Origin of the sequence: Streptomyces tauricus (assembly GCF_014650955.1) — a bacterium.
In the GTDB taxonomy this organism is placed as follows: Bacteria; Actinomycetota; Actinomycetes; order Streptomycetales; family Streptomycetaceae; genus Streptomyces; species Streptomyces tauricus.
Window position 1 is genome coordinate 289,751 of the sequence record NZ_BMVY01000008.1, and the last position, 22,806, is coordinate 312,556.

13 protein-coding genes are annotated in these 22,806 nt (G+C 71.6%); 4 read left to right on the top strand and 9 right to left on the bottom strand.

Features of this window, described 5'->3' with window-relative positions; translation table 11 throughout:
- Window positions 1–43: 43 nt before the first annotated feature.
- The gene (locus tag IE278_RS16290) at window positions 44–4,801 is read left to right on the top strand and encodes a hypothetical protein (RefSeq protein ID WP_189772919.1); all 4,758 of its coding nucleotides are present in this window, start codon (window positions 44–46) and stop codon (window positions 4,799–4,801) included.
- 72 nt (window positions 4,802–4,873) lie between these two features.
- On the opposite strand, the gene IE278_RS16295 is transcribed toward IE278_RS16290, so the two are convergent.
- The 8 genes from IE278_RS16295 to IE278_RS16330 all read right to left on the bottom strand — a co-directional run bounded on the left by IE278_RS16295 (window position 4,874) and on the right by IE278_RS16330 (window position 17,009).
- Window positions 4,874–6,424 carry a GMC family oxidoreductase gene (locus IE278_RS16295; RefSeq protein ID WP_189772921.1) on the bottom strand — a complete coding sequence of 517 codons (1,551 nt, stop codon included), beginning with the start codon at window positions 6,422–6,424 and terminating at the stop codon, window positions 4,874–4,876.
- Window positions 6,425–6,554: 130 nt separating this feature from the next.
- Window positions 6,555–8,162, bottom strand: a complete 1,608-nt coding sequence (locus IE278_RS16300) for an APC family permease (RefSeq protein ID WP_189772922.1) — start codon at window positions 8,160–8,162, stop codon at window positions 6,555–6,557.
- Window positions 8,163–8,383: 221 nt separating this feature from the next.
- On the bottom strand, window positions 8,384–9,850 hold the full coding sequence (locus IE278_RS16305) for an aldehyde dehydrogenase family protein (protein WP_189772924.1): 1,467 nt from the start codon (window positions 9,848–9,850) through the stop codon (window positions 8,384–8,386).
- Window positions 9,792–11,012, bottom strand: a complete 1,221-nt coding sequence (locus IE278_RS16310) for an aromatic ring-hydroxylating oxygenase subunit alpha (protein WP_246570341.1) — start codon at window positions 11,010–11,012, stop codon at window positions 9,792–9,794. The genes IE278_RS16305 and IE278_RS16310 overlap by 59 nt, the downstream gene beginning before the upstream one ends.
- Window positions 11,013–11,023: 11 nt before the next feature.
- Entirely contained in the window at window positions 11,024–12,178 is a 1,155-nt protein-coding gene (gene solA / locus IE278_RS16315; protein ID WP_189772926.1) for an N-methyl-L-tryptophan oxidase, read from the bottom strand.
- A gap of 156 nt (window positions 12,179–12,334) precedes the next feature.
- Window positions 12,335–14,812 carry a GcvT family protein gene (locus tag IE278_RS16320; protein ID WP_189772928.1) on the bottom strand — a complete coding sequence of 826 codons (2,478 nt, stop codon included), beginning with the start codon at window positions 14,810–14,812 and terminating at the stop codon, window positions 12,335–12,337.
- Window positions 14,809–15,894, bottom strand: coding sequence for an S-(hydroxymethyl)mycothiol dehydrogenase (locus IE278_RS16325; RefSeq protein ID WP_189772930.1), 1,086 nt, complete (start codon window positions 15,892–15,894; stop codon window positions 14,809–14,811). Before IE278_RS16325 ends, IE278_RS16320 begins: the two co-directional genes overlap by 4 nt.
- A 296-nt stretch (window positions 15,895–16,190) precedes the next feature.
- On the bottom strand, window positions 16,191–17,009 hold the full coding sequence (locus IE278_RS16330) for an IclR family transcriptional regulator (RefSeq protein ID WP_107019595.1): 819 nt from the start codon (window positions 17,007–17,009) through the stop codon (window positions 16,191–16,193).
- 215 nt (window positions 17,010–17,224) lie between these two features.
- Here IE278_RS16330 and IE278_RS16335 point away from each other — a divergent pair, with 215 nt between their 5' ends.
- Both IE278_RS16335 and IE278_RS16340 read left to right on the top strand, forming a co-directional pair.
- Window positions 17,225–17,545 (top strand): bifunctional 3-phenylpropionate/cinnamic acid dioxygenase ferredoxin subunit, encoded by a 321-nt coding sequence (locus tag IE278_RS16335; RefSeq protein ID WP_189772932.1) that lies wholly within the window; start codon window positions 17,225–17,227, stop codon window positions 17,543–17,545.
- 157 nt (window positions 17,546–17,702) lie between these two features.
- The gene (locus tag IE278_RS16340; RefSeq protein ID WP_189772934.1) at window positions 17,703–18,893 is read left to right on the top strand and encodes an NAD(P)/FAD-dependent oxidoreductase; all 1,191 of its coding nucleotides are present in this window, start codon (window positions 17,703–17,705) and stop codon (window positions 18,891–18,893) included.
- 69 nt (window positions 18,894–18,962) lie between these two features.
- On the opposite strand, the gene IE278_RS16345 is transcribed toward IE278_RS16340, so the two are convergent.
- Window positions 18,963–19,472: a hypothetical protein gene (locus tag IE278_RS16345; RefSeq protein ID WP_373312003.1), complete on the bottom strand. Its 510-nt coding sequence runs from the start codon at window positions 19,470–19,472 to the stop codon at window positions 18,963–18,965.
- 757 nt (window positions 19,473–20,229) lie between these two features.
- Here IE278_RS16345 and IE278_RS16350 point away from each other — a divergent pair.
- The coding region (locus tag IE278_RS16350; protein WP_189772936.1) for a sensor histidine kinase at window positions 20,230–22,806 on the top strand (2,577 nt) is incomplete at its 3' end.

Here is a 22,806-nt window from a genome sequence, read left to right on the forward strand (position 1 = left end):
ACTTCCCCCCCCACACCACTCACGACTACGAGAGTCCGCCGCCATGTACGAGCTGTCCCGGGTCCGCCTCTACTCCATCGGGCCGGCCGGTGCGCGCTACGCCGACACCGTGCTGGACCTGCGCGGAGTCGGCGCTCTCGTGCCCGACCCCGCGCCCACGCAGGCGGAGTTCTTCGAGGAGGAGCCCGTCGGGCCGCCGCGCCGCCCCGCACCCGCCGGTGTGCTCTTCCTGGAGAACGGCGGCGGCAAGTCCGTACTGCTCAAGCTGATCTTCTCGGTGATGCTGCCCGGCCACCGCAACACCCTGGGCGGCGCCAGCTCCGGAGTGCTGCGCAAGTTCCTGCTCGCGGACGACTGCGGGCATGTGGCCCTGGAGTGGCAGCACACGCTCACCGGCGAGTGCGTCGTGGTCGGCAAGGTCAGCGAGTGGCGCGGGCGGCAGGTCTCCAACGACCCGCGGAAGTTCGCCGAGGCCTGGTACTCCTTCCGGCCGGGACCCGGGCTGAGCCTGGACAACCTGCCGGTCGCCGAGGCCACCGCCGTGCGGCCGCCCGTCGAGGGGGCCTCGGGCGCGCAGGGCCGGCGCCGCACCATGAAGGGCTTCCGGGACGCGCTCACCGAGGCGGGCAAGGCGTACCCGCACCTCGAAGTGCACTGGGAGGAGATCCACGACCGGTGGATCGAACACCTCGGTGACCTCGGCCTCGACCCCGAACTGTTCCGCTACCAGCGCGAGATGAACGCCGACGAGGGCGAGGCCGCCGGTCTCTTCGCCGTCAAGAAGGACTCCGACTTCACCGACCTGCTGCTGCGCGCGGTCACCGACACCCGGGACACCGACGGCCTCGCCGACCTGGTGGCCGGATTCGGCAACAAGCTGGGGCGACGGGCCGAGCTGATCGCCGAGCGCGAGTTCACCGCCGGCTCCGTGGACCTGCTCGGACGGATCGTCGACGCGGCCGGGGCGCGTTCCCACGCGCGCGACATCCACACGGCCGCCGAGCGGCGTACGCGCACGCTGGCCCGGCGGCTCTCCGCGCGCGCCGTGCTGGAACGGGGCCGTACCGGAGACCTGGCCCAGCAGGTCACCACCGCCGCCCACCGCGTCACCGAGGCGGAGGGTTCCCGGGAGCGCAGCGCGCTGATCGCGGCCGAACTGGCCTACCGGCACGCCTCCCTGGCGCTCGCCGCGGCCGAGAAGGGCGCGGCCGCGCAGAAGAAGGAACTCGCCGACGCGCGCACCCTGCACTCCGCGTGGCAGGCGGCGGAAGCCGTGCTGCGGCACCGCGCGGCGGCCGACCGCTCCACGCGCGTGGCAGCCGCGATCCGCGAGGCCGAGCGGGACGCCGCCCCCGCCCTCGCCGCCCGGGCCAAGGCCGCCGTCGACCTCGTACGCGCCCTGCACGCCGCCGCCGAAGGGGCCGAAGCGGTCGCCAACGAGGAGGAGGAGCGGTCCAGTTCGCTCCAGGAGGTCGGTGAGGCGGCCCACCGGGACGCGACGTCCGCCGCCACCGAGGCGCAGCGCGCCCGCAGTGAGGTCGGCCATCTGCGCCAGCGTCTCGGCGAGGTCGAGCAGGAGACCGCCGAGGCGGTGCGCGCAGGCTGGCTCGACGACACCGCCCCCGACGCCGACCCGGCCCGCGCCGCGCTCGCCGCCAGCGATGCCGAGAAGACGGCCGTCGCCGCCTGGGACACCGCGCGCGAGGCGTCCCGCCGCACCGCGGACCATGCCCGTGAGGCCGCGTCCGCCGAGTCCCGCGCCGAGCTGACGGCGGCCCGCGCGGCCGACGCGGCGACGGCGGCCGAGCACGCGTACGACGCGGAACGGCGGGTCGCCCAGGCCCTGGCGGAGGAGGAGCGGCTCGCCGAACTGCTCGGCCTGCCCGGGAGCCCCGGCGGCCAGGGAGGGACTGGAGGTCAGGGAGGCTCCGGCGGTTCGGGAAGCTCCCGGCGCCCGTCGCTGCCGGGACCCCGGCACTCGGCCGCCACGGAGGACCGCGCCGACGGCAGGGGCACTCCTGAAGAGGAAGCGTCACAAGGCTCCCGCTCCCGCGCTCTCCACGGCTCCGACGACTCCGCGGCCGACGGCCCCCTCACCCCCCAGGAGCTGGACCACTACGCCGACGAGCTGCGACAGCTCCTCGACGACACCGTCACCTCCGCCGAACGCCAGCTCTTCGAGCTGCGGACCGCCGCGGCCGACGACTCCCGGATCCTCGGCGCGCTCGGCGACGGCGGCCTGCTGCCGCCCGGCCCCGACGTGCTCGCCACCGTGGAGTACCTCGGCGAGCACGGCATCCCCGCGCTGCCCGGCTGGCGCTATCTCGCGCAGGCCGTCGACCCCGTCGACCACGCGCGTGTCCTGGCCGCCCGGCCCGAACTCGTCGACGGTGTGATCATCACCGACCCGGACACCCACGCCCGCGCCCGGGATGCCCTCACCGACGCCGCGCTGCTCCCGCGCTCCACGGTGGCGGTCGGCACGGCCGCCGCGCTGCTCGCCCCGACCCCGGCCCCCGGCGCGGGTGGGGACGACGTCTTCCTCGTACCGCCGAACCCGGCCATGCACGACGAGCACGCCGCCGACGAGGAGCGGCAGGCGCTGCGTACGCGCGCGGCCGAGCGGGACGACGAGATCCGCGAGTCGGCCGCCCGGCTCGCCAAGGACCGGGAGCTGGCCGCGCGGCTCGCCTCCTGGCGGACGGGCTGCCCGGCGGGACGGCTCACCGAACTGGCCACGGCGGCCGGTGACGCGCGTACCTTCGCCGAGGAGGCCGAGGCCGAGCTGGCCGAGGCGCGTGCCGTGCGGACCGAGGCCGACGAGGCGGCGGCCGAGGCCGCCCTCGTGCGCGACGAGCGGCAGGAGGCCGCGCAGCGGGCCCGGCTCGCCGCCGACCCACTGGCCGGACTCGCCTTCCGGCTGCGCGAGCGCGCCGGCTGGCAGGTCAAGGTACGCGAACTGGCCGACGAGGCGGCCGAGTCGGAGGCCCGCGCCCAGGCCTGTCTGGAACGGGCCCGCGCCGCAGACGAGGACCGGCGCGGCGCCCAGCGCGCAGCGGACGACGCCCGCCGCACGGCCCGTGCGCTGCGCGCCGAGCGCGCGGAGATCGCGGGCGCCCCCGACGACCTGCCGGAAGAGGCACCGGAAGCCGCGAAGTCGTCGCTGCCCGCCCTCCGCGAGGCCTACCGGGCCGCCTCCCAGCTGTACGAGAAGGTCGGCGTCGGCGCCGATCTGCGCGCCGAGCAGGCCAGGGCCGAGAGCGACGAGAGCACCGCGCTCACGGAGCTGAACCGGCTGACCAACAAGGTGCGTACGCGGGCCGCCCAGCTCCTGGAGTCCACCGACGGCTCCGACGGGCCGTCCCGGCAGGCCGCCGTGGCCCGCGCCGAGGAACTGGTCCAGCTCCTCGAAGGCCGCGTGTCGACCGCGAGCGAACAGCTCGGCCGGCTGCGCGGCGAGGCCGAGCGGCACGCGCCCGAGGAAGCCGACGCCCACACCGAGCTGCCCGACGACCTCGTGCCGCGCGACGCGGAGCACGCACAGAGCCTGCTGCGCACCGCCACCGGTGAACTCGCCTCCCGCACCGAGGCGTTGAGCCAGGCGCGCGCCGCGCACACCGAGCTGCTCGATGCCCACCGTGCCGCCGAGGAGGCGGGCGGCGGATTCGACGAGACGGCCGCCCTGCTCCGGGACCTCCTGCGGGAGCACGCGGACGACGAGCAGGAGGAGACCGAGCCCTACCCCGGCACGCTCGAAGAGGCCAGGCAGTCCGCCGCCGAGGCCCGCCGCTCCCTGCGCGGCTGCGCGGCCGACCTCTCCGCCGCCGAGGCGGCCGTGCGTGAGGCCAGCGACATCCTCGTACGGCACGCCAACTCCACGCGCTACGAACAGGTGCGCACCCCCGCGCGTCAGCAGATCCGGGAGCTGCCCGCGTCCGCGCTGCCCGAGCACGCGCAGAAGTGGGCGGACGCCTTCGCACCCCGACTGCGGGTCCTCACCGACGAGTTGGCGCAGCTGGAGCGCAACCGCGACTCGATCGTGGACCGGTTGCGCGGCATGGTCGAGTCCGCGCTCGCCACCCTGCGGTCGGCCCAGCGGCTCTCCCGCCTGCCGGAAGGACTGGGGGAGTGGTCGGGGCAGGAGTTCCTGCGGATCCGCTTCGAGGAACCCGACCAGGCCACGCTCGCCGAACGGCTCGGCGAGGTCGTCGACGAGGCGACCAGGGCGGCCGTCAAGAAGAACTCGGACCTGCGCCGCGACGGGATGTCCCTGCTGCTCAGGGCGGTCGGCGCGGCCCTTCAGCCCAAGGGCGTCGCCGTCGAGATCCTCAAGCCCGACGCGGTACTGCGCGCCGAGCGCGTCCCCGTCGGGCAGATGGGCGACGTGTTCTCCGGCGGGCAGCTGCTCACCGCGGCGATCGCGCTGTACTGCACGATGGCGGCCCTGCGCTCGAACGACCGCGGCCGGGACAAGCACCGCCACGCCGGCACGCTGTTCCTGGACAACCCCATCGGGCGTGCCAACGCGACGTATCTGCTGGAGCTGCAGCGGGCCGTGTCCGACGCGCTCGGAGTCCAGCTCCTGTACACGACGGGCCTGTTCGACACGACCGCGCTCGCCGAGTTCCCGCTGGTCATCCGTCTGCGCAACGACGCGGACCTGCGGGCGGGCCTCAAGTACATCAGCGTGGAGGAACACCTGCGTCCGGGGCTCCCGAGGGAGGTCCCCGCGGGGGAGGCCGCCCATACGGAGATCACGGCGACCCGCATGTACAAGCGGCCCGCGCCGAGTGCCCCGTAACCGGGCGGTGGTGGGGAACTGCGGGCCCGCTGAGGGCTGGTCGCGCAGTTCCCCGCGCCCCTGAGGGACGCCTTACGCATCCTCTTTCAGGAGATCGGCGCACTTTTCGCCGATCATCATCGTCGTGATGCACGGATTAACGCTGACCAGATCCGGCATCACCGACCCGTCCGCGACCCGCAGCCGTTCCACCCCCTTGACCCGCAACCGCGGGTCGAGCGGGGCGGAGGGGTCCCCAGGCGCACCCATCTTCACCGTGCACGACGGGTGGTAGACGGTGTTGTGGGTCTTGTGGATGTAGTCGAGCAGCTCGTCGTCCGTCCGGACGTCGGGGCCGGGGGCCAGCTCGGCTCCCGCCCACCCGCTCAGCGCGGGCTGCGCGGCGATCCGCCGGGCCAGCTTCAGCCCGTACGTCATCACGCGCACGTCGTGCTCGTGCGTGAAGTACCGCGGATCGACCCTCGGCTTGTCCCGGTAGTCGCGGGTCCGCAGCCGGACCGTGCCGCGGGACTTCGCGCGGGTGACGTTCGGTGTGAGGCAGAACGCGTTCTCGGAGGTCGGATAGCCCCACCGCGCGGTGTTCATGTCGAACGGCACCGACCCGTAGTGGAACATCAGGTCGGGCCGGTCGAGCCCCGGTTCGGTGTCGTAGAAGATGCCCGCCTCCCACCACTGGCTGGAAGTGGTCGTCATCGGCTGCTCGGCGTCCCACATGATGACGCCCTCGGGGTGGTCCTGGAGGTTCTCGCCCACACCGGCCGCGTCCACCACCACGTCGACGCCCACCTCGCGCAGATGCCCGGCGGGCCCGATGCCCGACAGCATCAGCAGTTTCGCGCTGTCGATCGAGCCGCAGGACACGATCACCTCGCGCCTGGCCCGTACCGTCCGGGTGTGGATCAGGTCGGGGTCCAGATACTCGGCGCCCACGCAGCGCCGCCCGTCGAGCACGAGCTTCTTGGCGCGCACCCCGGTGCGTACGTCGAGGTTCGGGCGCTTGCCGAGGATCGGGTGCAGATACGCGACCGACGAGGACTGCCGGATGTTGTTCTCGTCGGAGTTGATCTGGAACCAGTTGGCGCCCCGGACGACGGTCCTGCCCGAGTTGAAGGGCGTCGTCGGGATGCCCTCCTGGGCGCAGGCCTCCAGCAGGGCGGTACCGCACGGGTCGTCGCTCTTGAGCGTACGCAGCTTCACCGGGCCTGTGCGGCCGTGGTGCTCGCCGGGAGCGTCGTTGTTCTCCAGCCGCCGGTAGAGCGGGAAGAGTTCGGCCGAACTCCATCCCGTACACCCCGCGGCGGCCCAGTCGTCCAGGTCCTCGGCCGGTGCCCAGAAGGCGATGCAGGAGTTGTGCGAGGAGCAGCCGCCGAGGACCCTGGCGCGGGCGTGCCGCATGTAGCTGTTGCCGCTGGCCTGCGGCTCGACCGGGTAGTCCCAGTCGTAGCCGGACTCCAGGAGCCCCATCCAGCGCTCCAGTTTCATGACGGCGTCGTCGCCGACGTCACTGGGGCCGGCCTCCAGGACGCAGACCGTGACGGCCGGGTCCTCGGAGAGCCGGGCCGCGACCACGTTGCCCGCGGTGCCCCCGCCCACCACCACATAGTCGAACTCGTCTTCTTGCATGGGCAGTTGACCTCCTTGGAGTCCTGGAGCTCTGGCGTTCCTTGCAGTTCGTGAGTCGTTCTGCTCGCGGGGCGGGCGGGGGTGAGGGCTCTATCGGCCGCTCAGTCGGCCACGCAACTCAGTCCGCCGCTCAGTCGGCCGTCGGGGTCGACGCGGGGGAGGCGGGCGGAAGGGGCGTGTCGGCGGCCCGGTACTGGTGCTCCGCGAGCACCCCCGTGCGGTGCCGCTGCACGAACCAGTAGTAGGCGAAGCCGCCGCCCATCACGATGCCGACGAACAGGACGGCACCCCACCGCAGATACCAGTGGTAGGGAGCAGCCGCGTTGTAGACCGCGGCGCGCGGCCAGATCAGGTTGATCATCATGGCCGTGCCCCACACCACGGCGACGATGTTGACGGGCAGTCCCCAGCGGCCGAGCGAGAACCTGCCCCCGCCCGCGGGCTGCCACTGCCCACGCAGCCTGGCCACCAGCATGGGCCCGGTGACCAGCAGATACGCGAGATAGATCAGGATGATGCCGATACTGGTGACCACGGTGAAGATCTGCGGCTGGCGGATGTTGACCACCAGGATGGCCAGCGCGAGGACTCCGATGATCACCGCGGGCAGGATCGGGGTCTGGAAGCGCGGATGGACCTTGGCCAGCTTGGAGGAGGCGGGCAGGTTGTTGTCCCGCGCCATCGCGAAGGCCAGCCGGATCGCCGCCGTGTGCACGGCCAGGGCGCACACGGTGACCGCGATGAACACGCACCACAGCATGGCCTTGCCCGCGTCCTCGCCGAGCACGTTGAGGACGACGTACTGCAGGCCGTCCGTGGACAGCCGGTCGCCCTTCAGGCTGGACACGCTCATCAGCGCGAGCAGCAGCACGAGTCCGCCGAGGACGAACGAGGCGACGATGGCGCGGATGATGGCGCGCGGCGCGTTGCGCGACGGGTCGAGGGACTCCTCGCCGAGCGAGGCGGCCGTGTCGAAGCCGTACATCACGTACGCGGACGCCAGTGACGCGACCAGGAACGCGCCGAAGTAGCCGCCGGGCTGGCCCGCTCCCGTGCCGTTCGTCTCCAGCACGACGCCCGGGCCACGGGTGATGTGCACGGCGAACAGCACGATCAGTACGACGGTGGCGATCAGCTCGATGAAGACGCCCGCCGTGTTGATCCGGGCCATCAGCTTCACACCGAGGGCGTTGACGAGAGTGGTGAAGACGATGAGGACGGAGGCCAGCAGCACGGCGTTGGTGGCCACGTCGTACTTGCCCGTGCCGTCGCCCACGAACTGGAAGACGGAGGAGATCTGAGGGAGCGTCAGCTGATACGCGAGCGCCACGGCCGCGATCGACACGACCGAGGCGATCAGCATCGTCCAGCCGGCCAGCCAGCCTATGTGCGGATTGCCTATCTTCTTCGACCAGTTGTAGACGGAACCGGCGACGGGATAGCGGGCGGCGAGTTCGGCGAAGCAGAGCGCGACCATGAACTGGCCGACGAACACCATGGGCCAGGACCACCAGTAGGCGGGCCCGCCGCTGCCGTAGCCGAAGTAGAAGAGCTGGAAGGTACCGGTGAGGATGGAGATGTAGCTGATACCGGCGGCGAAGGTGTGGAAGTTGCCGAGCGTGCGTTTCAACTCGGGCTTGTAGCCGAACTCGTTGAGTTCCGAGTCGTCGTGGCCGTGCTTGTCGTGGTGACCGTGGCTGCCGGCTGGTTGCTCCGGTGGTTGCTCGGTGGTGGTCATGAGCGGCCTCCTGGGGAAGGGGGAGTTCTCCCGGGCGGGAGGGGAGCGCGGCTCGTGCGGGGCCGTTGGTGTACGGGTGCTGGATCTCAGGGTGAAGAAGGCTGGATCTTACGGTGCTCGCGGCCGGTTATGACCATGGGCAGTGCCGGTTTCTTGCGTTGGATCCGCGGAATCCCCTGCCATGAGCGGTGGATCCGCACATCCGGCCCGGTGGGCGTGGTTCAGGAGAACCAGCCCTGCGGACTCGGGTTCGTCGTGCGCCAGATGTGCTTGGTCTCGCGGTACTCGGCGAGGCCGGCAGGTCCGAGTTCCCGCCCGAACCCGGACTGCTTGTACCCTCCCCACTCCGCCTGCGGGACGTACGGGTGGTAGTCGTTGATCCAGATCGTTCCGATGCGCAGCGCCGACGCGACGCGCTGCGCCTTCGCCTCGTCGGACGTGAAGATGCCGCCGGCCAGCCCGTAGATCGTGGCGTTGGCCAGCCGGACCGCCTCCGCCTCGTCGGCGAACCGCTCCACGGTCAGGACCGGCCCGAACGACTCGTCCTGGACGACGGACATCCCTCCGGAGCACTCGTCGAGCACGGTCGGCGGGTAGTAGAAGCCGTCCGGGTGCGGCGGCTCGGCCGGCCGCTCCCCTCCGCACCGCAGGACCGCCCCTTCCTCCAGCCCCTTGGCCACGTACGCCTCGACCTTCGCCCGGTGGGCCGCCGAGATCAGCGGCCCGGTCTGCGCCCGCTCGTCGAACGGCCCGCCCAGTCTGATCAGCCGGGCCCTGCGGACCACCTCGTCGACGAAACGGTCGTGCAGGGAGTCCTCGACCAGCAGCCGTGCCCCGGCCGAGCAGACCTGCCCGGAGTGCAGGAAGACGGCCGTCAGCGCCATGTCGACGGCCGTCTCGAAGTCGGCGTCGGCGAACACGATGTTCGGGTTCTTGCCGCCCAGTTCGAGGGCGACCTTCTTCACCGTCCCGGCCGCCGCGGCCATGAGCCTGCGTCCGGTCTGCAGACCGCCGGTGAAGGAGACCAGGTCCACGTCCGGATGGTCGCCCAGCGGAGCGCCCGCCTCCGGGCCGGCGCCGAGAATCAGGTTCGCGACCCCGGCGGGCACCCCGGCCTCCTCCAGGAGGCGCATCAGATGGATCGCGGTGTGCGGGGTCAGCTCGCTCGGCTTGAGGACGAAGGTGTTGCCCGCGGCCAGCGCCGGGGCTACCTTCCACGCCGTCTGGAGCAGCGGATAGTTCCAGGGGGTGATCAGCGCGCAGACACCGACCGGTTCGTGCACGACCCGGCTGTCGACGCCCTCCGTGCCCGTCTCCACCACCCGGCCGGACTCGCTCCCCACGAGCCGCCCGAAGTAGCGGAAGCAGTTCTCGATGTCGTCGATGTCGTACTCGCTCTCCACCAGGCGTTTGCCGGTGTCGAGGGACTCCGCCCGGGCGAGTACGTCCTTGTCGCGGGCGAGCAGGTCGGCGACGCGGAGCAGCAGATCGCCGCGTTCGTTTGCCGGGGTCCGCGGCCAGGGACCCTCGTCGAAGGCGCGGCGCGCGGCGGCGATCGCGTCGGCGGTGTCCTCGCCGCCCGCCTCGTCGACGACCGCCACGAGCGATCCGTCGGCCGGACAGCGGATCTCACGGGTGCGTTTCTCCCGCGCGCTCGTCCAGGTGCCGCCGATGTAGAGATCCGCCATCCCTGCCTCCCAGCATGCCGATGAGCCACTCGTGGAACATCCCGATGTGGTGCTCGGTGGGCACCAGCACCCCGCCCCTGCGATAGGCGCGGGACGCCATGGCGGGCTGCGTTCGCTCGCACGCCTCGAAGTCCTGGGCGTTGACCCGGTGGAAGAGCTCCACGGACTTCGACACATCGGCGCCCGACTCGACGACCTCGGGGGCGTAGAGCCAGTCGCACTCCACGATCGTCCGGTCCTCGGCGAGGGGGAACATGCGGTGCAGGATGACATGGTCGGGGACGAGGTTGATGAACACAGTGGGTTTGACCGTTATCGCATAGTAACGACGGTCCTGATCCTCCGCGACCTCAGGCAGCCGTCCGAATCCCTCGCTGCCGTCGACCGTGAATCCCTTGACCCCCTCGCCGAACTCGGCACCATGGCCCACGTAGTACTGGGCGGCGTAACCGTCCGCGAACTCCGGCAGGACATCGGTGAGTTCGGGGTGGATGGTCGCGCAGTGGTAGCACTCCATGAAGTTCTCGACGATCAGTTTCCAGTTCGCCTTCACGTCGTAGGTGATGCGTGTGCCGAGCGCGAGGTTCTCCGTGCCGTAGTGCTCGATGGCCGCGACGTTCCCGAGCCGTTCGACGGCCGCGCCCATCACCGTCTCCTCGAAGGAGGGCGGTTCGTCGGCCAGGCACACCCAGGCGTACCCGAGCCATTCCCGCAGCGCGACGGTGACCAGCCCGTACTCCCCGCGATCGACGTCCGGCATCTTCACCAGGTTCGGCGCCGCGATCAGCTTCCCGTCCAGGCCGTACGTCCAGGCGTGGTACGGGCACTGGAGGTTGCGCCGGACCTCGCCGGCCTCCTCGGTGCAGAGCCGGGCCCCGCGGTGGCGGCAGATGTTGAGGAAGGCCCGCAGCTCACCGGTACGGGACCGGGTGACCAGGACGTTCTCGCGGCCGACCTGGACCGTGCGGAACGCGCCGGGTTTGGCCAGATCGGCGCCGCGGACCGCGCAGAACCACATCGACTCGAAGAGGTGTTCCTGCTCCTGCCGGAATATCGCCGGGTCGGTGTAGTAGTGCCCCGGCAGCGTGCTGATCAGGCTGGGGGACAGGTGGGCGGAGGCGGGATCGGCGGCGGAGGCGTGGGTCAGGGGGGTCGTCGTCACGTGGGGACTCCTCAGGCGGGCGCGGCGGCGAGGCGGTGGGGGTCGAACAGGCCGATCGGGTGACCGGTGGTCCCTGTCAGGGCCAGATCGGCGAGGATCTCGCCGACGACCGGCACGAACTTGAAGCCATGGCCGGAGAAACCGCAGGCCACGGTCACGGACTCGGGGTGCGCGGGATGCCGGGCGATGACGAAGTGCTCGTCCGGGGTGTTGGAGTACATGCAGGTGGCGGCCTTGAGGAAGGTGCCGGGCAGGTCGGGGATGCAGCGGGCCATGTGGTCCGCCATCGCCCGGATCTCGTCCTCGTGGACCGTCCGGTCGATGGTCTCCGGTGTGCAGAGCTGCCCCTTGCGGAAGAAGGCGACCTTGGCGCCCAGCTCCGGCCCGTCGATGGCCGGGAAGCCGTACACCTGGACGTCGTCCGCGTCCTCCCAGATGTAGATCGGGTGGTTCTCGGGCAGGAACGGGCGGACCCCGCCCCTGGGCTGGAACCAGTACATGACCTGCCGCTCGATGGTGAACGGCACCCCGAGGTCGGTGAGCAGCCGCGGCGCCCACGCGCCCGGGCAGATCACCAACTGGCCCGCCGTGTACGTGTTCTCGGCCGTGTGCACCCGTACGCCGTCCCGGTACGGCTCCCAGCGGGTCATCGGCTCGTCGAAGTGCAGGTCGGCGCCCTGCCGGGCGGCGAGCTGGAGATGGGCCGCGACCATGTTCTCGGGACGGACCAGACCGGCCTTCTCCTCGAAGAGCCCGACCTCGTCGTCCTGCGGGGCGAGGGTGGGGAAGCGGCGGCGTATCCCGGCCGCGTCGAGCATCTCGTGGGGCAGGTCCCACTGGGTGGCCGAGCGCAGCGAACCGGAGACGGTGAGCGAATCGGGCCGGCCGATCATCACACCGCCGCACAGGGTGGCGATGTCCCGCCCGGTGGCCCGCTCCACGTCCTCGTACAGCTCGTACGCGCGCAGCAGCAACGGCACGTACGCGGGGTCCTCGAAATACGACTGCCGCGTGATCCGCGAACCCCCGTGACTGGACCCGCGGTTGTGCACGGGCCCGAACTTCTCCAGCCCGAGCACCCGCACACCACGGGAGGACAGATGATGAGCGGCGGCACTACCCATACCACCGAGACCGATGACGATGACGTCGAAACTGCCTGACACAAAAACCTCCGGTGCCGTTGCTTCTCAGGGGCGCGGGGAACGGCGCAGTCTGTTGTCTTTCAAGGGGCGCGGGGAACGGCGCGATCTTGTCGCTTTCAGGGGCGCGGGGAACGGCGCGGCCCCGCAGCCCTGCCCACGGTTCCCCTCCGGGACGGATCAGCACCGAATCCGGCTCATAGCCGGATCAAAAACAGGCTCACCGACTACCGTCGCCCCCACCTTCTCCCCGAAGTACTCGACAGAGACCCCCGCCCCCACGGGCAACACCGGCAACCACGCGTACGCCACACACCGCCCCACCGTGTACCCGTACGCCGCACTGGTGACATAGCCCGCGGGCGCCCCGCCGACGTACACCGGCTCCTTGCCGAGAACCACGGACGACGGGTCGTCGAGCAGCAACGGCGTGAGCCGACGCTGCGGCTCGCCGCGCCCCTCCAACGCCCGCATGCCCAAGAACTCCCCCTTGTCCAGCCGGACGGCGAACCCCACCCCCGCCTCGTACGGATCGTCCTCGTCGGTCATGTCGACCCCCCACGCGCGGTACCCCTTCTCCAGCCGCAGGCTGTTGAACGCGGAACGCCCGGCCGCGATCGCACCGTGCTCCCGCCCCGCCTCCCAGAGCGTGTCCCAGAGGCGGAGCCCGAGGTCGGCGCTGGTGTAGAGCTCCCAGCCCAGCTCACCGACGTAGCTCAACCGCATTGCGGTGACCGGCACATGACCGATGTACGTCTCCTTGGCGCGGAAGTAGCCGAACCCCTCGTGGGAGAAGTCGTCGCGGGTGAGCGGCTGCACGAGCGCGCGGGCGAGCGGCCCCCACACGCCGATACAACACGTGCCGGACGTGATGTCCCGGATGTGTACGCCGTCGGGGGCGTGCCGGACCAACCAGTCCAGGTCCGCCGGGGAGTTGGCGCCCACCTGGAACCGGTCGGGACCCAGGCGTGCGACGGTGAGGTCGGACCGGATGCCGCCCGTCCGGTCCAGGAGCAGGGTGTAGGTGACCGCGCCGGGCTTCTTACGGAGGTTGTTGGTGGTCATGCCGTGCAGGAAGTCGAGCGCGCCCGGGCCGGTCACTTCGAGGCGCCGCAGCGGGGTCATGTCGTACAGCGCGACCTTCTCGCGGGTCGCCCGCGCCTCGGCCGCCGCGACGGGCGACCAGTGGCGCGCCGACCAGGCGTCGCGCGCGGGTACGTCGAGACCGGCGGCGAGCGGCGCGTTCGCCTCGTACCAGTGCGGACGCTCCCAGCCGCCGCCCTCAAGGAAGTACGCGCCCAGTTCCTGCTGACGGGCATGGAACGGGCTGACCCGCAGCGGACGCGGCCGTTCCATCGGCTGGAGCGGGTGCAGGACGTCGTAGACCTCGACGAACTGCTGCGCGCCGCGCTCCCTGATGTACGCGGGCGAGCGCTGGGCGTCCTCGAAGCGCGTGAGGTCGCACTCGTGGGCGTCGATCCCGGGGCGGCCGTCGACCATCCACTCGGCCACGGCCTTGGCGACACCCGCCGAGTGGGTCACCCACACGGCCTCCGCCAGCCAGAAGCCGCGCACGGCGCGCGATTCACCGAGGACGGGCATGCCGTCCGGGGTGAAGGAGAAGACGCCGTTGAAGCCCTCCTCGATCTCGCTCGCGCGCAGCGCGGGCAGCAACTGCCGGCAGTCGTCCCAGCTCGGCGCCCAGTCCTCCTCGGTGAAGGGCAACGACGACGGCATCTCCAGGTCGTTCGCACGCGCCTCGTCGTAGCCGGGGACGGCGAACGGGTCCACGGGGAGCGGCCGGTGGGCGTAACTGCCGATGCCGATGCGGTCGGTGTGCTCGCGGAAGTAGAGGTCGCGGTCCTGGAAACGGAGGATCGGCCTCGACGCCTCCGCGGTGGCCCCGGCCAGCTGGGGGAGGGGCCTCGTCCGTGCGTACTGGTGCGCCAGCGGCTGCAGCGGTACGTCGACTCCGGCCATGCGGCCGATCACCGGCCCCCAGAATCCGGCCGCCGAGACGACGTGGTCGGCGGGGAAGACGCCCTGGTCGGTGACGACGGCGGTGACCCTGCCGGCCGCCTGCTCGATCCCGGTGACGGTGTGCCGGTCGAGGAAGCGGGCGCCGCGACTCTCGGCCCGTTCCAGTTGGGCGCGGGCCGCGAGCAGGGCGCGGGCCAGACCGTCGTCGGGGGTGTGGAAGCCGCCGAGGACCATCGATTCGTCGATCAGGGGCCAGAGTTCCTTGCAGCGGGCGGGGCTCACGATCTCACCGCGTACGCCCCAGGAGGCGGCGTAACCGGCCCTGCGGTGCAGTTCGGCGAGCCGTTCGGGAGTCGTCGCGAGCTCCAGACCGCCCACCTGGTCGAAGCAGGAGACCCCTTCCACCTCAAGGGAGGTGAACTTCTCGACCGTGTACCGGGCGAAGGCGGTGAGCGTCCTGGACGGACTCGTCTGGAAGACCAGACCCGGCGCGTGGGAGGTGGAGCCGCCGGGAGCGGGCAGCGGCCCCTGTTCGAGGACGGTGACGTCGGTCCAGCCACGGGCGGTCAGCTCGTCCGCGAGGGAGCAGCCGACGATGCCGGCGCCGACGACGACCACGCGGGGACTGGTTCCGGGCGTGCCCGTGTGTGTGCCCGGGTCCGTGGTTCGGCCGCTCACAGGACCACCACCGAGCGCAGTACCTCACCGAGGTGCATGTTCGACAGCGCCTCCTCGACCTGGTCGAGGGTGATGGTCTCCGACACGAACGCGCCCAGGTCCAGCATCCCGTAGAGGTACTGGTCGATGAGGAACGGGAAGTCGCGGCTGGGCAGACAGTCGCCGTACCAGGAGGACTTGATCGCGCCACCCCGCGAGAACACGTCGATCAGCGGGAGTTCGACCTTCATCTCCGGGGTCGGCACGCCGACCTGCACCAGCAGACCCGCGTGATCGCGCATGTAGAAGGCCTGCTCGAAGGTCTCCGGGCGGCCCACGGCGTCGATGGCGATGTCGACGCCGAAGCCGTCGGTGAGCGCGCGCACGGCCTCGACCGGGTCGGTGCCGCGGGAGTTGACCGTGTGGGTGGCGCCGAACCGCTCCGCCCGGTCGAGCTTCTTGTCGTCGATGTCCACGGCGATGACCTTCATGGCGCCGTTGAGGCAGGCGCCCGCGATGGCCGCGTCGCCGACACCGCCGCAGCCGATGACGGCGACCGTGTCACCGCGCCCGACGTTGCCGGTGTTCACGGCCGCGCCGTAGCCGGCCATCACCCCGCAGCCGATCAGACCTGCGGCCTCGGGACGGGCCGCGGGGTTGATCTTCACGGCCTGGCCCGCCGCGACCAGGGTCTTCTCGGCGAAGGCGCCGATGCCGAGCGCGTTGCTGAGCGGGGTGCCGTCGAGCAGGGTCATCGGCTGGGTGGCGTTGCGCGAGTCGAAGCAGTACCAGGGGCGGCCACGGCGGCAGGAGCGACAGGAACCGCAGGGGGCCCGCCAGGCGAGGACCACGTAGTCGCCGGGCGTGAGGTCGGTGACGCCCTCACCGACCGCCTCGATCGTGCCGGCCGCCTCATGGCCCAGCAGGAACGGGAAGTCGTCGCTGATCGCGCCCTCGCGATAGTGCAGATCGGTGTGGCAGACCCCGCAGGCCTGCACGGTGACGAGCACCTCGCCCGGACCGGGATCGGGAACGACGATCGTCCGCACCTCGACGGGTGCGCCCTTCTTCACAGCGACTACGGCACGGACCTCGTATGGCACGACCTAGCTCCTCTGCTGTTGCGCAATGCACTATGGGTTGCGCTATGAGGAACATAGTGAGAACGCCTCCAGGCGGCCGTCAAGAGGTACGGGTTAACCCTTGGCAAAAGGAACCGGGCGCCCGAAATCTGCCCGACACACAGAAGCGCGGGGCCAGGTGTTCCTGACCCCGCGCCGGGTTCCGCGTCCGGTTCCGCCGTGCCGCGAAACCCGGTGGCCGGCTCCGGTCCGTGTCGGGTTCCGCCTCGGTACGGAGCCCGACGTGCCGCTCCGGTCCGCGTCCGATTCCGCTTCCGTCAGAAGCCGTATCCCATCCGGCGCGAGAGGTCGGCGGCGGCCGCGACCGTGCGCTTGGCGAGCTCCGGCAGCCGGTCCGGATCCAGCCGGTACACCGGCCCGGAGACGCTGATCGCGCCGATCACCTTGCCGTCGTGCGCGCGCACCGGCGAGGCCGTGGCGGCCAGCCCCAGCTCCAGCTCCTCCAGGGCGAACGCGTACCCCTGCTCCACCACGGCCTCCAACTCGGCGCGCAGCGCGGCCGTGCCCGTGATCGTGCGCTCGGTGAAGCGCGGCAGGGTCCTGGCCAGCAGCCCTTCGCGCAGCGTCGGCGGCAGATGGGCCAGCAGGACCTTGCCGCTGGAGGTGGCGTGCAGCGGGGTGCGCCGGCCCAGCCAGTTCTGCGCGGTGACCGACGCGGCGCCGCGGGCCTGCATGATGTTGACCGCCGCGTTGTCGTCGAGGACCGCGATGTTGACCGTCTCGCCCAGCTCGTCCGCGAGTTCGCGGCAGACGGGCACCCCCTCCTGCGAGATGTCCAGACGCACTGCCGCCGCCCCCGCCAGGCGTAGTACGCCGGCGCCCAGGAAGTACTTCCCGCGGTCCTTCGCCTGGGCGACCAGGCCGCGGTTCTCCAGTACCCCGAGGAGCCGGAAGGCCGTGGACTTGTGGACCTCCAGCTCGTCGGCGATCTCGGTGACGCCCGCCTCGCCGAGCCGGGCGAGGATCTCCAGCACGCTCACCGCGCGGTCCACCGACTGGACGGCGCTCCCCGCGCCTCTGCTCTGCTTCTCCGGTGTCTCCCCTGTGCGGTCAGCCTGCTTCTGAGTGCGGGTCATAGCTCAACTCTCACCACCTGGCGGCCCGGTTTGAGCCGCATCTGCCGGAAGCCCTTGACGCGACGGGCATCCCGCGCGGATTCTGTTGCGCATAGCGCTCCCTCGTGCGCCATACGAAACATCATGTTACCGAAGAGTCCGTGACCGGGAAGGTCTCGGACCAGACCGGACCTGTGAGGACCAGGACTGTGGGTCCTGGACCGAGAGGGGGGCCCGTGATTCCCGTCTGCCGCCTTGATGACCTCCCCGCGGGCGAGTCCGCCCGTGTCGACACCGTCCCGCCCATCGCCGTGTTCAACGCCGACGGCGAGCTGTACGCCATCGACGACACCTGCACCCATCAGGACGCGTCGCTCTCCGAGGGGTGGCTGGAGGGCTGCCTGATCGAATGCCCCTTGCACGCCGCCTCGTTCGACCTCCGCACGGGAGCGCCGACGTGCCTGCCCGCGCGCCGCGCCGTCCGCACCCACCGCGTCACCGTCGACGACGGTGTCATCCATGTCCACGTGGCAGCCGAGGAGGACACGGCGGCATGACGACCCCCCACACGAGGGGCACGACAGCGCGCACGGCAGGCCTCCACCTTTTCACGGCCGCCGCCCGGCACACCCCCGAGAGGCCCGAGCGCCGCCCGGCACCGGGTCCCGGAAGTGCGCGGCCCGCGCCCGCCGCCGTCCGGAAGGAGCCGTCCGTATGAGGACCGTCGTCGTCGTCGGGGCCTCGCTCTCCGGGCTGTACGCGGCCCGCGAGCTGCGCGCCCAGGGATTCGACGGGCGGTTGGTGGTGGTCGGAGACGAACCGCACCGCCCGTACGACCGCCCGCCCCTGTCCAAGGACTTCCTCACCGGCCGGGCCGACGAGGACCGACTCGCCCTCAGCGACACCGAGGAGATGGCCGAACTCGACGCGGAGTGGCTGCTCGGCACCCGCGCCCGCGACCTCGACACCCGCGGCCGCACCGTCCTCCTGGACGACGGCCGTACGGTCTCCGGCGACGGCGTCGTCATCGCCACGGGAGCCTCGGCACGCCGGTTGCCCGGTCCCGCACTCGCCGGAGTCCACACCCTGCGCACCCTCGACGACGCGCGCACCCTGCGCGCCGAACTGACCGCGGGTGCCCGCCGCGTCGTCGTCATCGGTGGAGGCTTCATCGGCGCCGAGACCGCGTCCTCGTGCGCCGGACTCGGCCACGACGTCACCGTCGTGGAGGCGGCCCCGCTGCCGTTGGTGCCCCAACTCGGCCCGGAGATGGCGGCCTTGTGCGCCGCGCTGCATCGTCGCGGTGGCGTCGAACTGGTCACCGGCACGGGCGTCGCCGCACTGCGCGGCACGGTCGCGGTCACCGCAGTGGAACTCTCCGACGGCCGTCTCCTCCCCGCCGATGTCGTGATCGTCGGCATCGGCGCCGTCCCCAACACCGGCTGGCTGGCGGGCTCGCCGCTCGCGCTCCACGACGGCGTGCTGTGCGACGACGGCTGCGCGACGGCTCTGCCCCAGGTGGTCGCCGTCGGCGACGTGGCCCGGGTGGGCGGCACCCGCGCCGAACACTGGACCAGCGCCACCGAGCAGCCCCGGATCGCCGTACGCAACCTGCTGGCCGGGTACACCGCGGAGACCGTGCGCCCGCTGCCCTACTTCTGGTCCGACCAGTACGGGGCGCGGATCCAGTTCGCCGGCCGGCGGCTCGACACCGACACCGTCCGTATCGCGGAGGGCACGGTCACCGACGGAGTACCGGGCGAGGACGGCCTGCTCGCGCTGTACGAGCGCGAGGGCCGAACGACCGCGGTGCTCTCCGTGGACCGCCCCCGCCCGTTCATGCGGGCCCGGCGCGAACTGGCCCGCGGCGCGGGCGCGATGGAGACGGTCTCCCGGGCCCTGTGACGTGTCAGGCGGGACCCCTGACACGTCACGTGGGACACATGAGGTGTGGCGCGTGGGACACGTGAGGTGTCAGGAGTGCGACAACTGCCCCGCGCCGCCGCCCCGACGGCGTATCCGCTCCTTGGTCCGCTCCGCCGACCGCTCCTGGCGCCGGGTCTTGCGCCGCTCGCGCCGCAGGGCCCGGGCGGTGCTGCTCGGCTCCGACACCACGCCGTGGCGCTGGTTCCACACCTGGCGCGTCACCCAGACGTCCAGCGCGCCCCACGTGGCGACCACCGTGCTCGCCACGCTGCTCAGCACCATGGGGAAAGCGAGCCAGGAACCGGCCAGCGTGCACAGGAAGGCGACCATCGCCTGGATCAGCGTGACGGCGATGATGATGACAGCGCGCACCGCCGACGTACGCACCGGATCGGGCAGCCGACGCCTGGTCGCGGGCTCCTCGACCCACAAGGGCCGGTAGTACCCCTGCTCCTCGGCCTCCGTGAGGAACTGCTCCTCCGCGCCGAACTGCTCCACGGATTCCGGCACCCGGCCGCTCCCGCTCCGCGCGTGGCGCCTCGCCCCGGCCTCCGTCACAGCCCCCGTCCTGCCCTCTCCCACAGCCCTCGTGCCCGCCTCGGCGGCGGACACCTCCGCGGCGGCCACCTCCGCGGCGGCCACGGCCCCTGTCTCCGCCGCGGGCGCGCTGGAGGCACCCATCGCAAGCGCGGACCTCCACCTGGCCTCCGCCACACGGTCCGCCTCCGCCGCCGCGAGGTTCATCGCCGCGAGGTCGGCCGCTATGTCCGCGTCGGCCGCGATGTCGGCCGGAATGCCTTGGCGCGGGATCTGTGACCCCCGCTCCGCCTCCGCGATCGTCGTGGCGCCCGTACCGGGTGCCCCGTACCGCTCCGCCGTGCCCATCAACCTGTCACTCCCCACCGCCTGACAGCCGCTCGCTCCGGTGTCACGAGACTCCGGCTCCCCATCGGCTGCCCGGCTTGCGCTGTTATACGCCCCCTGGGCGCGGCATACGGCACCTGCAGCCGATTCCGCCTCCAACTTCCATACAGACAGACGATCGGCGTAAGCCGAAGATTCCCGGCGATCGAAAAATTTCGGCCAACTGATCTGCTGGGCGGTCGTGATCGCGCCCCTTTCCCCGCGCCGGATCCAGGGAGGCAATCTCCCGCAATGAACGGACAACTGCGGATGTCTCGTTCCGGATACGTGCCGAGTCGGTCCGGACAGGCTCGGACAGGCCTTCGAGATACCTGTGTGTCGGTAGTAGGCTCACGCCGTTTGTTGCCGTACATGTGTGCCCCCGGTTCCGGGGGCCGAGCTGGGGGAGGCCATGCGCTTTCGCGGGAAGTCCATCCGCCGGAAGATCGTGGCGCTGCTTCTCGTGCCGCTGGTTTCCCTGACCGGGATCTGGGGCTTCGCCACCGTACTGACGGGCCGCGAGGTCAACCAGCTGTTCGACACGACCTTCATCGTGCAGGAGATCGGCTATCCCACCGAGGACGTCATCAGCGTCCTCCAGGACGAGCGGCGTCAGACCCTCGTCTATCTCGCGGACCCCCGGGCCTCCGACGCCCTCACCGACCTGCGCCGTACCCGGACCGCCACCGACGAGGTCGTCTCGAAGATCCGCGGGAACGCCAGGGACGCCGACGTACGGGACGAGATGGGTTCCGACACCACCGAGCGTCTCACCGCGATCCTGGACGCCTTCGACGGCGTCGGGTCGCTGCGCCAGAGCGTCGAGGACAACACGGTCACCCGCGCCCAGGCCCTGGACCTCTACAACCGCCTGGTGGACCCCTGTTACATCCTCCTGGCCAACCTCCAGGTCCTCGACAACGTGGACGTGGACAAGGAGGGCCGCGCCCTCGTCAACATGTCGCGCGCCCGTGAGCTGCTCGCCCGCGAGGACGCCCTGCTCGGCTCCGCCCTCGTCGTCGGGAAGGTGAGCCGCGACGAGGCACGCGACATCTCCGACCTCGTGGCGCAGCGCACGATCGTGTACGAGATCAACCTCCCGCAGCTGCCCGCCGCGGAGCGTGTCCGCTACGAGCACTACTGGAAGAACGCCGCCACCGCGCCCCTGCGCGTAGCCGAGCAGTCCGCCCTGGCCTCCGCGCCGGGCGCCCCGCGCGGCGTCACCGCGAAGAGCTGGGACGGCCTCGCCGACGACGTCCTCGACGGCCTCGACAAGTTCAACACCCAGGCGAGCGACCGCTTCCAGGACCGCGTCCGACCCGTCGCGGTCGGCGTCATCGTCAAGGCGGCCATCGCCGGCGTGCTCGGCCTCGCCGCGGTGCTCATCTCGCTCTTCATGTCCGTACGCATCGGCCGCAGCCTCATCCGCGACCTGCGCAGGCTCCGCCAGGAGGCCCACGAGACCGCCGGCGTCCGGCTGCCCAGCGTGATGCGCCGCCTCTCCGCGGGCGAACAGGTCGACGTCGAGACCGAGGTCCCGCGCCTGGAGTACGAGAAGAACGAGATCGGCGAGGTCAGCCAGGCGCTCAACAGCCTCCAGCGCTCCGCCGTCGAGGCCGCCGTCAAGCAGTCCGAACTGCGCAGCGGTGTCTCCGAGGTCTTCGTGAACCTCGCCCGCCGCAGCCAGGTCCTGCTGCACAAGCAGCTCACGCTCCTGGACACGATGGAACGCAGGACCGAGGACACCGACGAACTCGCCGACCTCTTCCGCCTCGACCACCTGACGACCCGTATGCGCCGGCACGCGGAAGGCCTGGTGATCCTCTCCGGAGCGGCCCCCTCCAGGCAGTGGCGCAAGCCCGTCCAGCTGATGGACGTCGTACGGGCCGCCGTCGCCGAGGTCGAGGACTACGAGCGCATCGAGGTCAGGCGGCTGCCGCGGATGGCGGTCACCGGATCGGCCGTCGCCGACCTCACCCACCTGGTGGCCGAACTCCTGGAGAACGCGACGGTGTTCTCGCCGCCGCACACGGCCGTACAGGTGCTCGGCGAGCGCGTCGCCAACGGTTTCACCCTGGAGATCCACGACCGCGGCCTCGGAATGGCCGCCGAGGCGCTCCTCGACGCCAACCTCCGTCTCGCCGAGACCCCCGAGTTCGAGCTCTCCGACACCGACCGGCTCGGGCTCTTCGTGGTCAGCCGGCTCGCCCAGCGGCAGAACGTACGCGTCTCCCTGCAGCCGTCCCCGTACGGCGGGACGACCGCGGTGGTCTTCGTACCCGACGCGCTGCTCTCGGACGACGTGCCCGACACCAACGGCGTCGGGTTCCGGCTCGACCGGGCGGTCCCCTCCAGGAACGCGAAGAACGAGGCCGACGAAGGCCGCAGGGCCGCCCTGTCGCAGGTGCCGGTCACCCTGCCCGGCCTGTCGGCGTCCATCCTCGACGGACCGGTCGAACTGGAGGCGCCCGTCGGCCTGGACGCTCTCGAAGACTTCCCCGGCGCCCTCGACGACGAGGACGGCGAACACGGCGGCATCTTCCGTCCGCGCCGCTCCATCGCGGGCCCGGCGGGGGACGAGACGCGGGAGGCTCCGCGCGAGCCGTCACCCTCCTCGGAGGGCGGCGAGCAGGCCGATGTCACGCTGTCGCGCCGCCGCACACCCAAACTGGTCAGCTCGCACGGCCGCCCCGTGACCCACGGCAGAGCGCGCCGCGACGAGATGACGGACCGCCCGGACAACGGTGAGGTCACGGAACTGCCCCAGTCGGCTCAGCCCCGGCCCCAGGAGACGTCCGAGCGCTCCGGCGTGCTCGAAGAGCTGCCGAAGCGGTCGAGGGGCGGCGCCAGGCGCGGGCCGGGCCGCCGTGAGACAGGGGACCCCCTCGCCGTCCGCAGAGGCGCGGCCGACGACTGGCCCACGGGGGCCGGCGCCGCCCCGGCGGACCGCCCCCGGCACGCCCCCGCCGAACCGCCTCGGCGCCCGGAG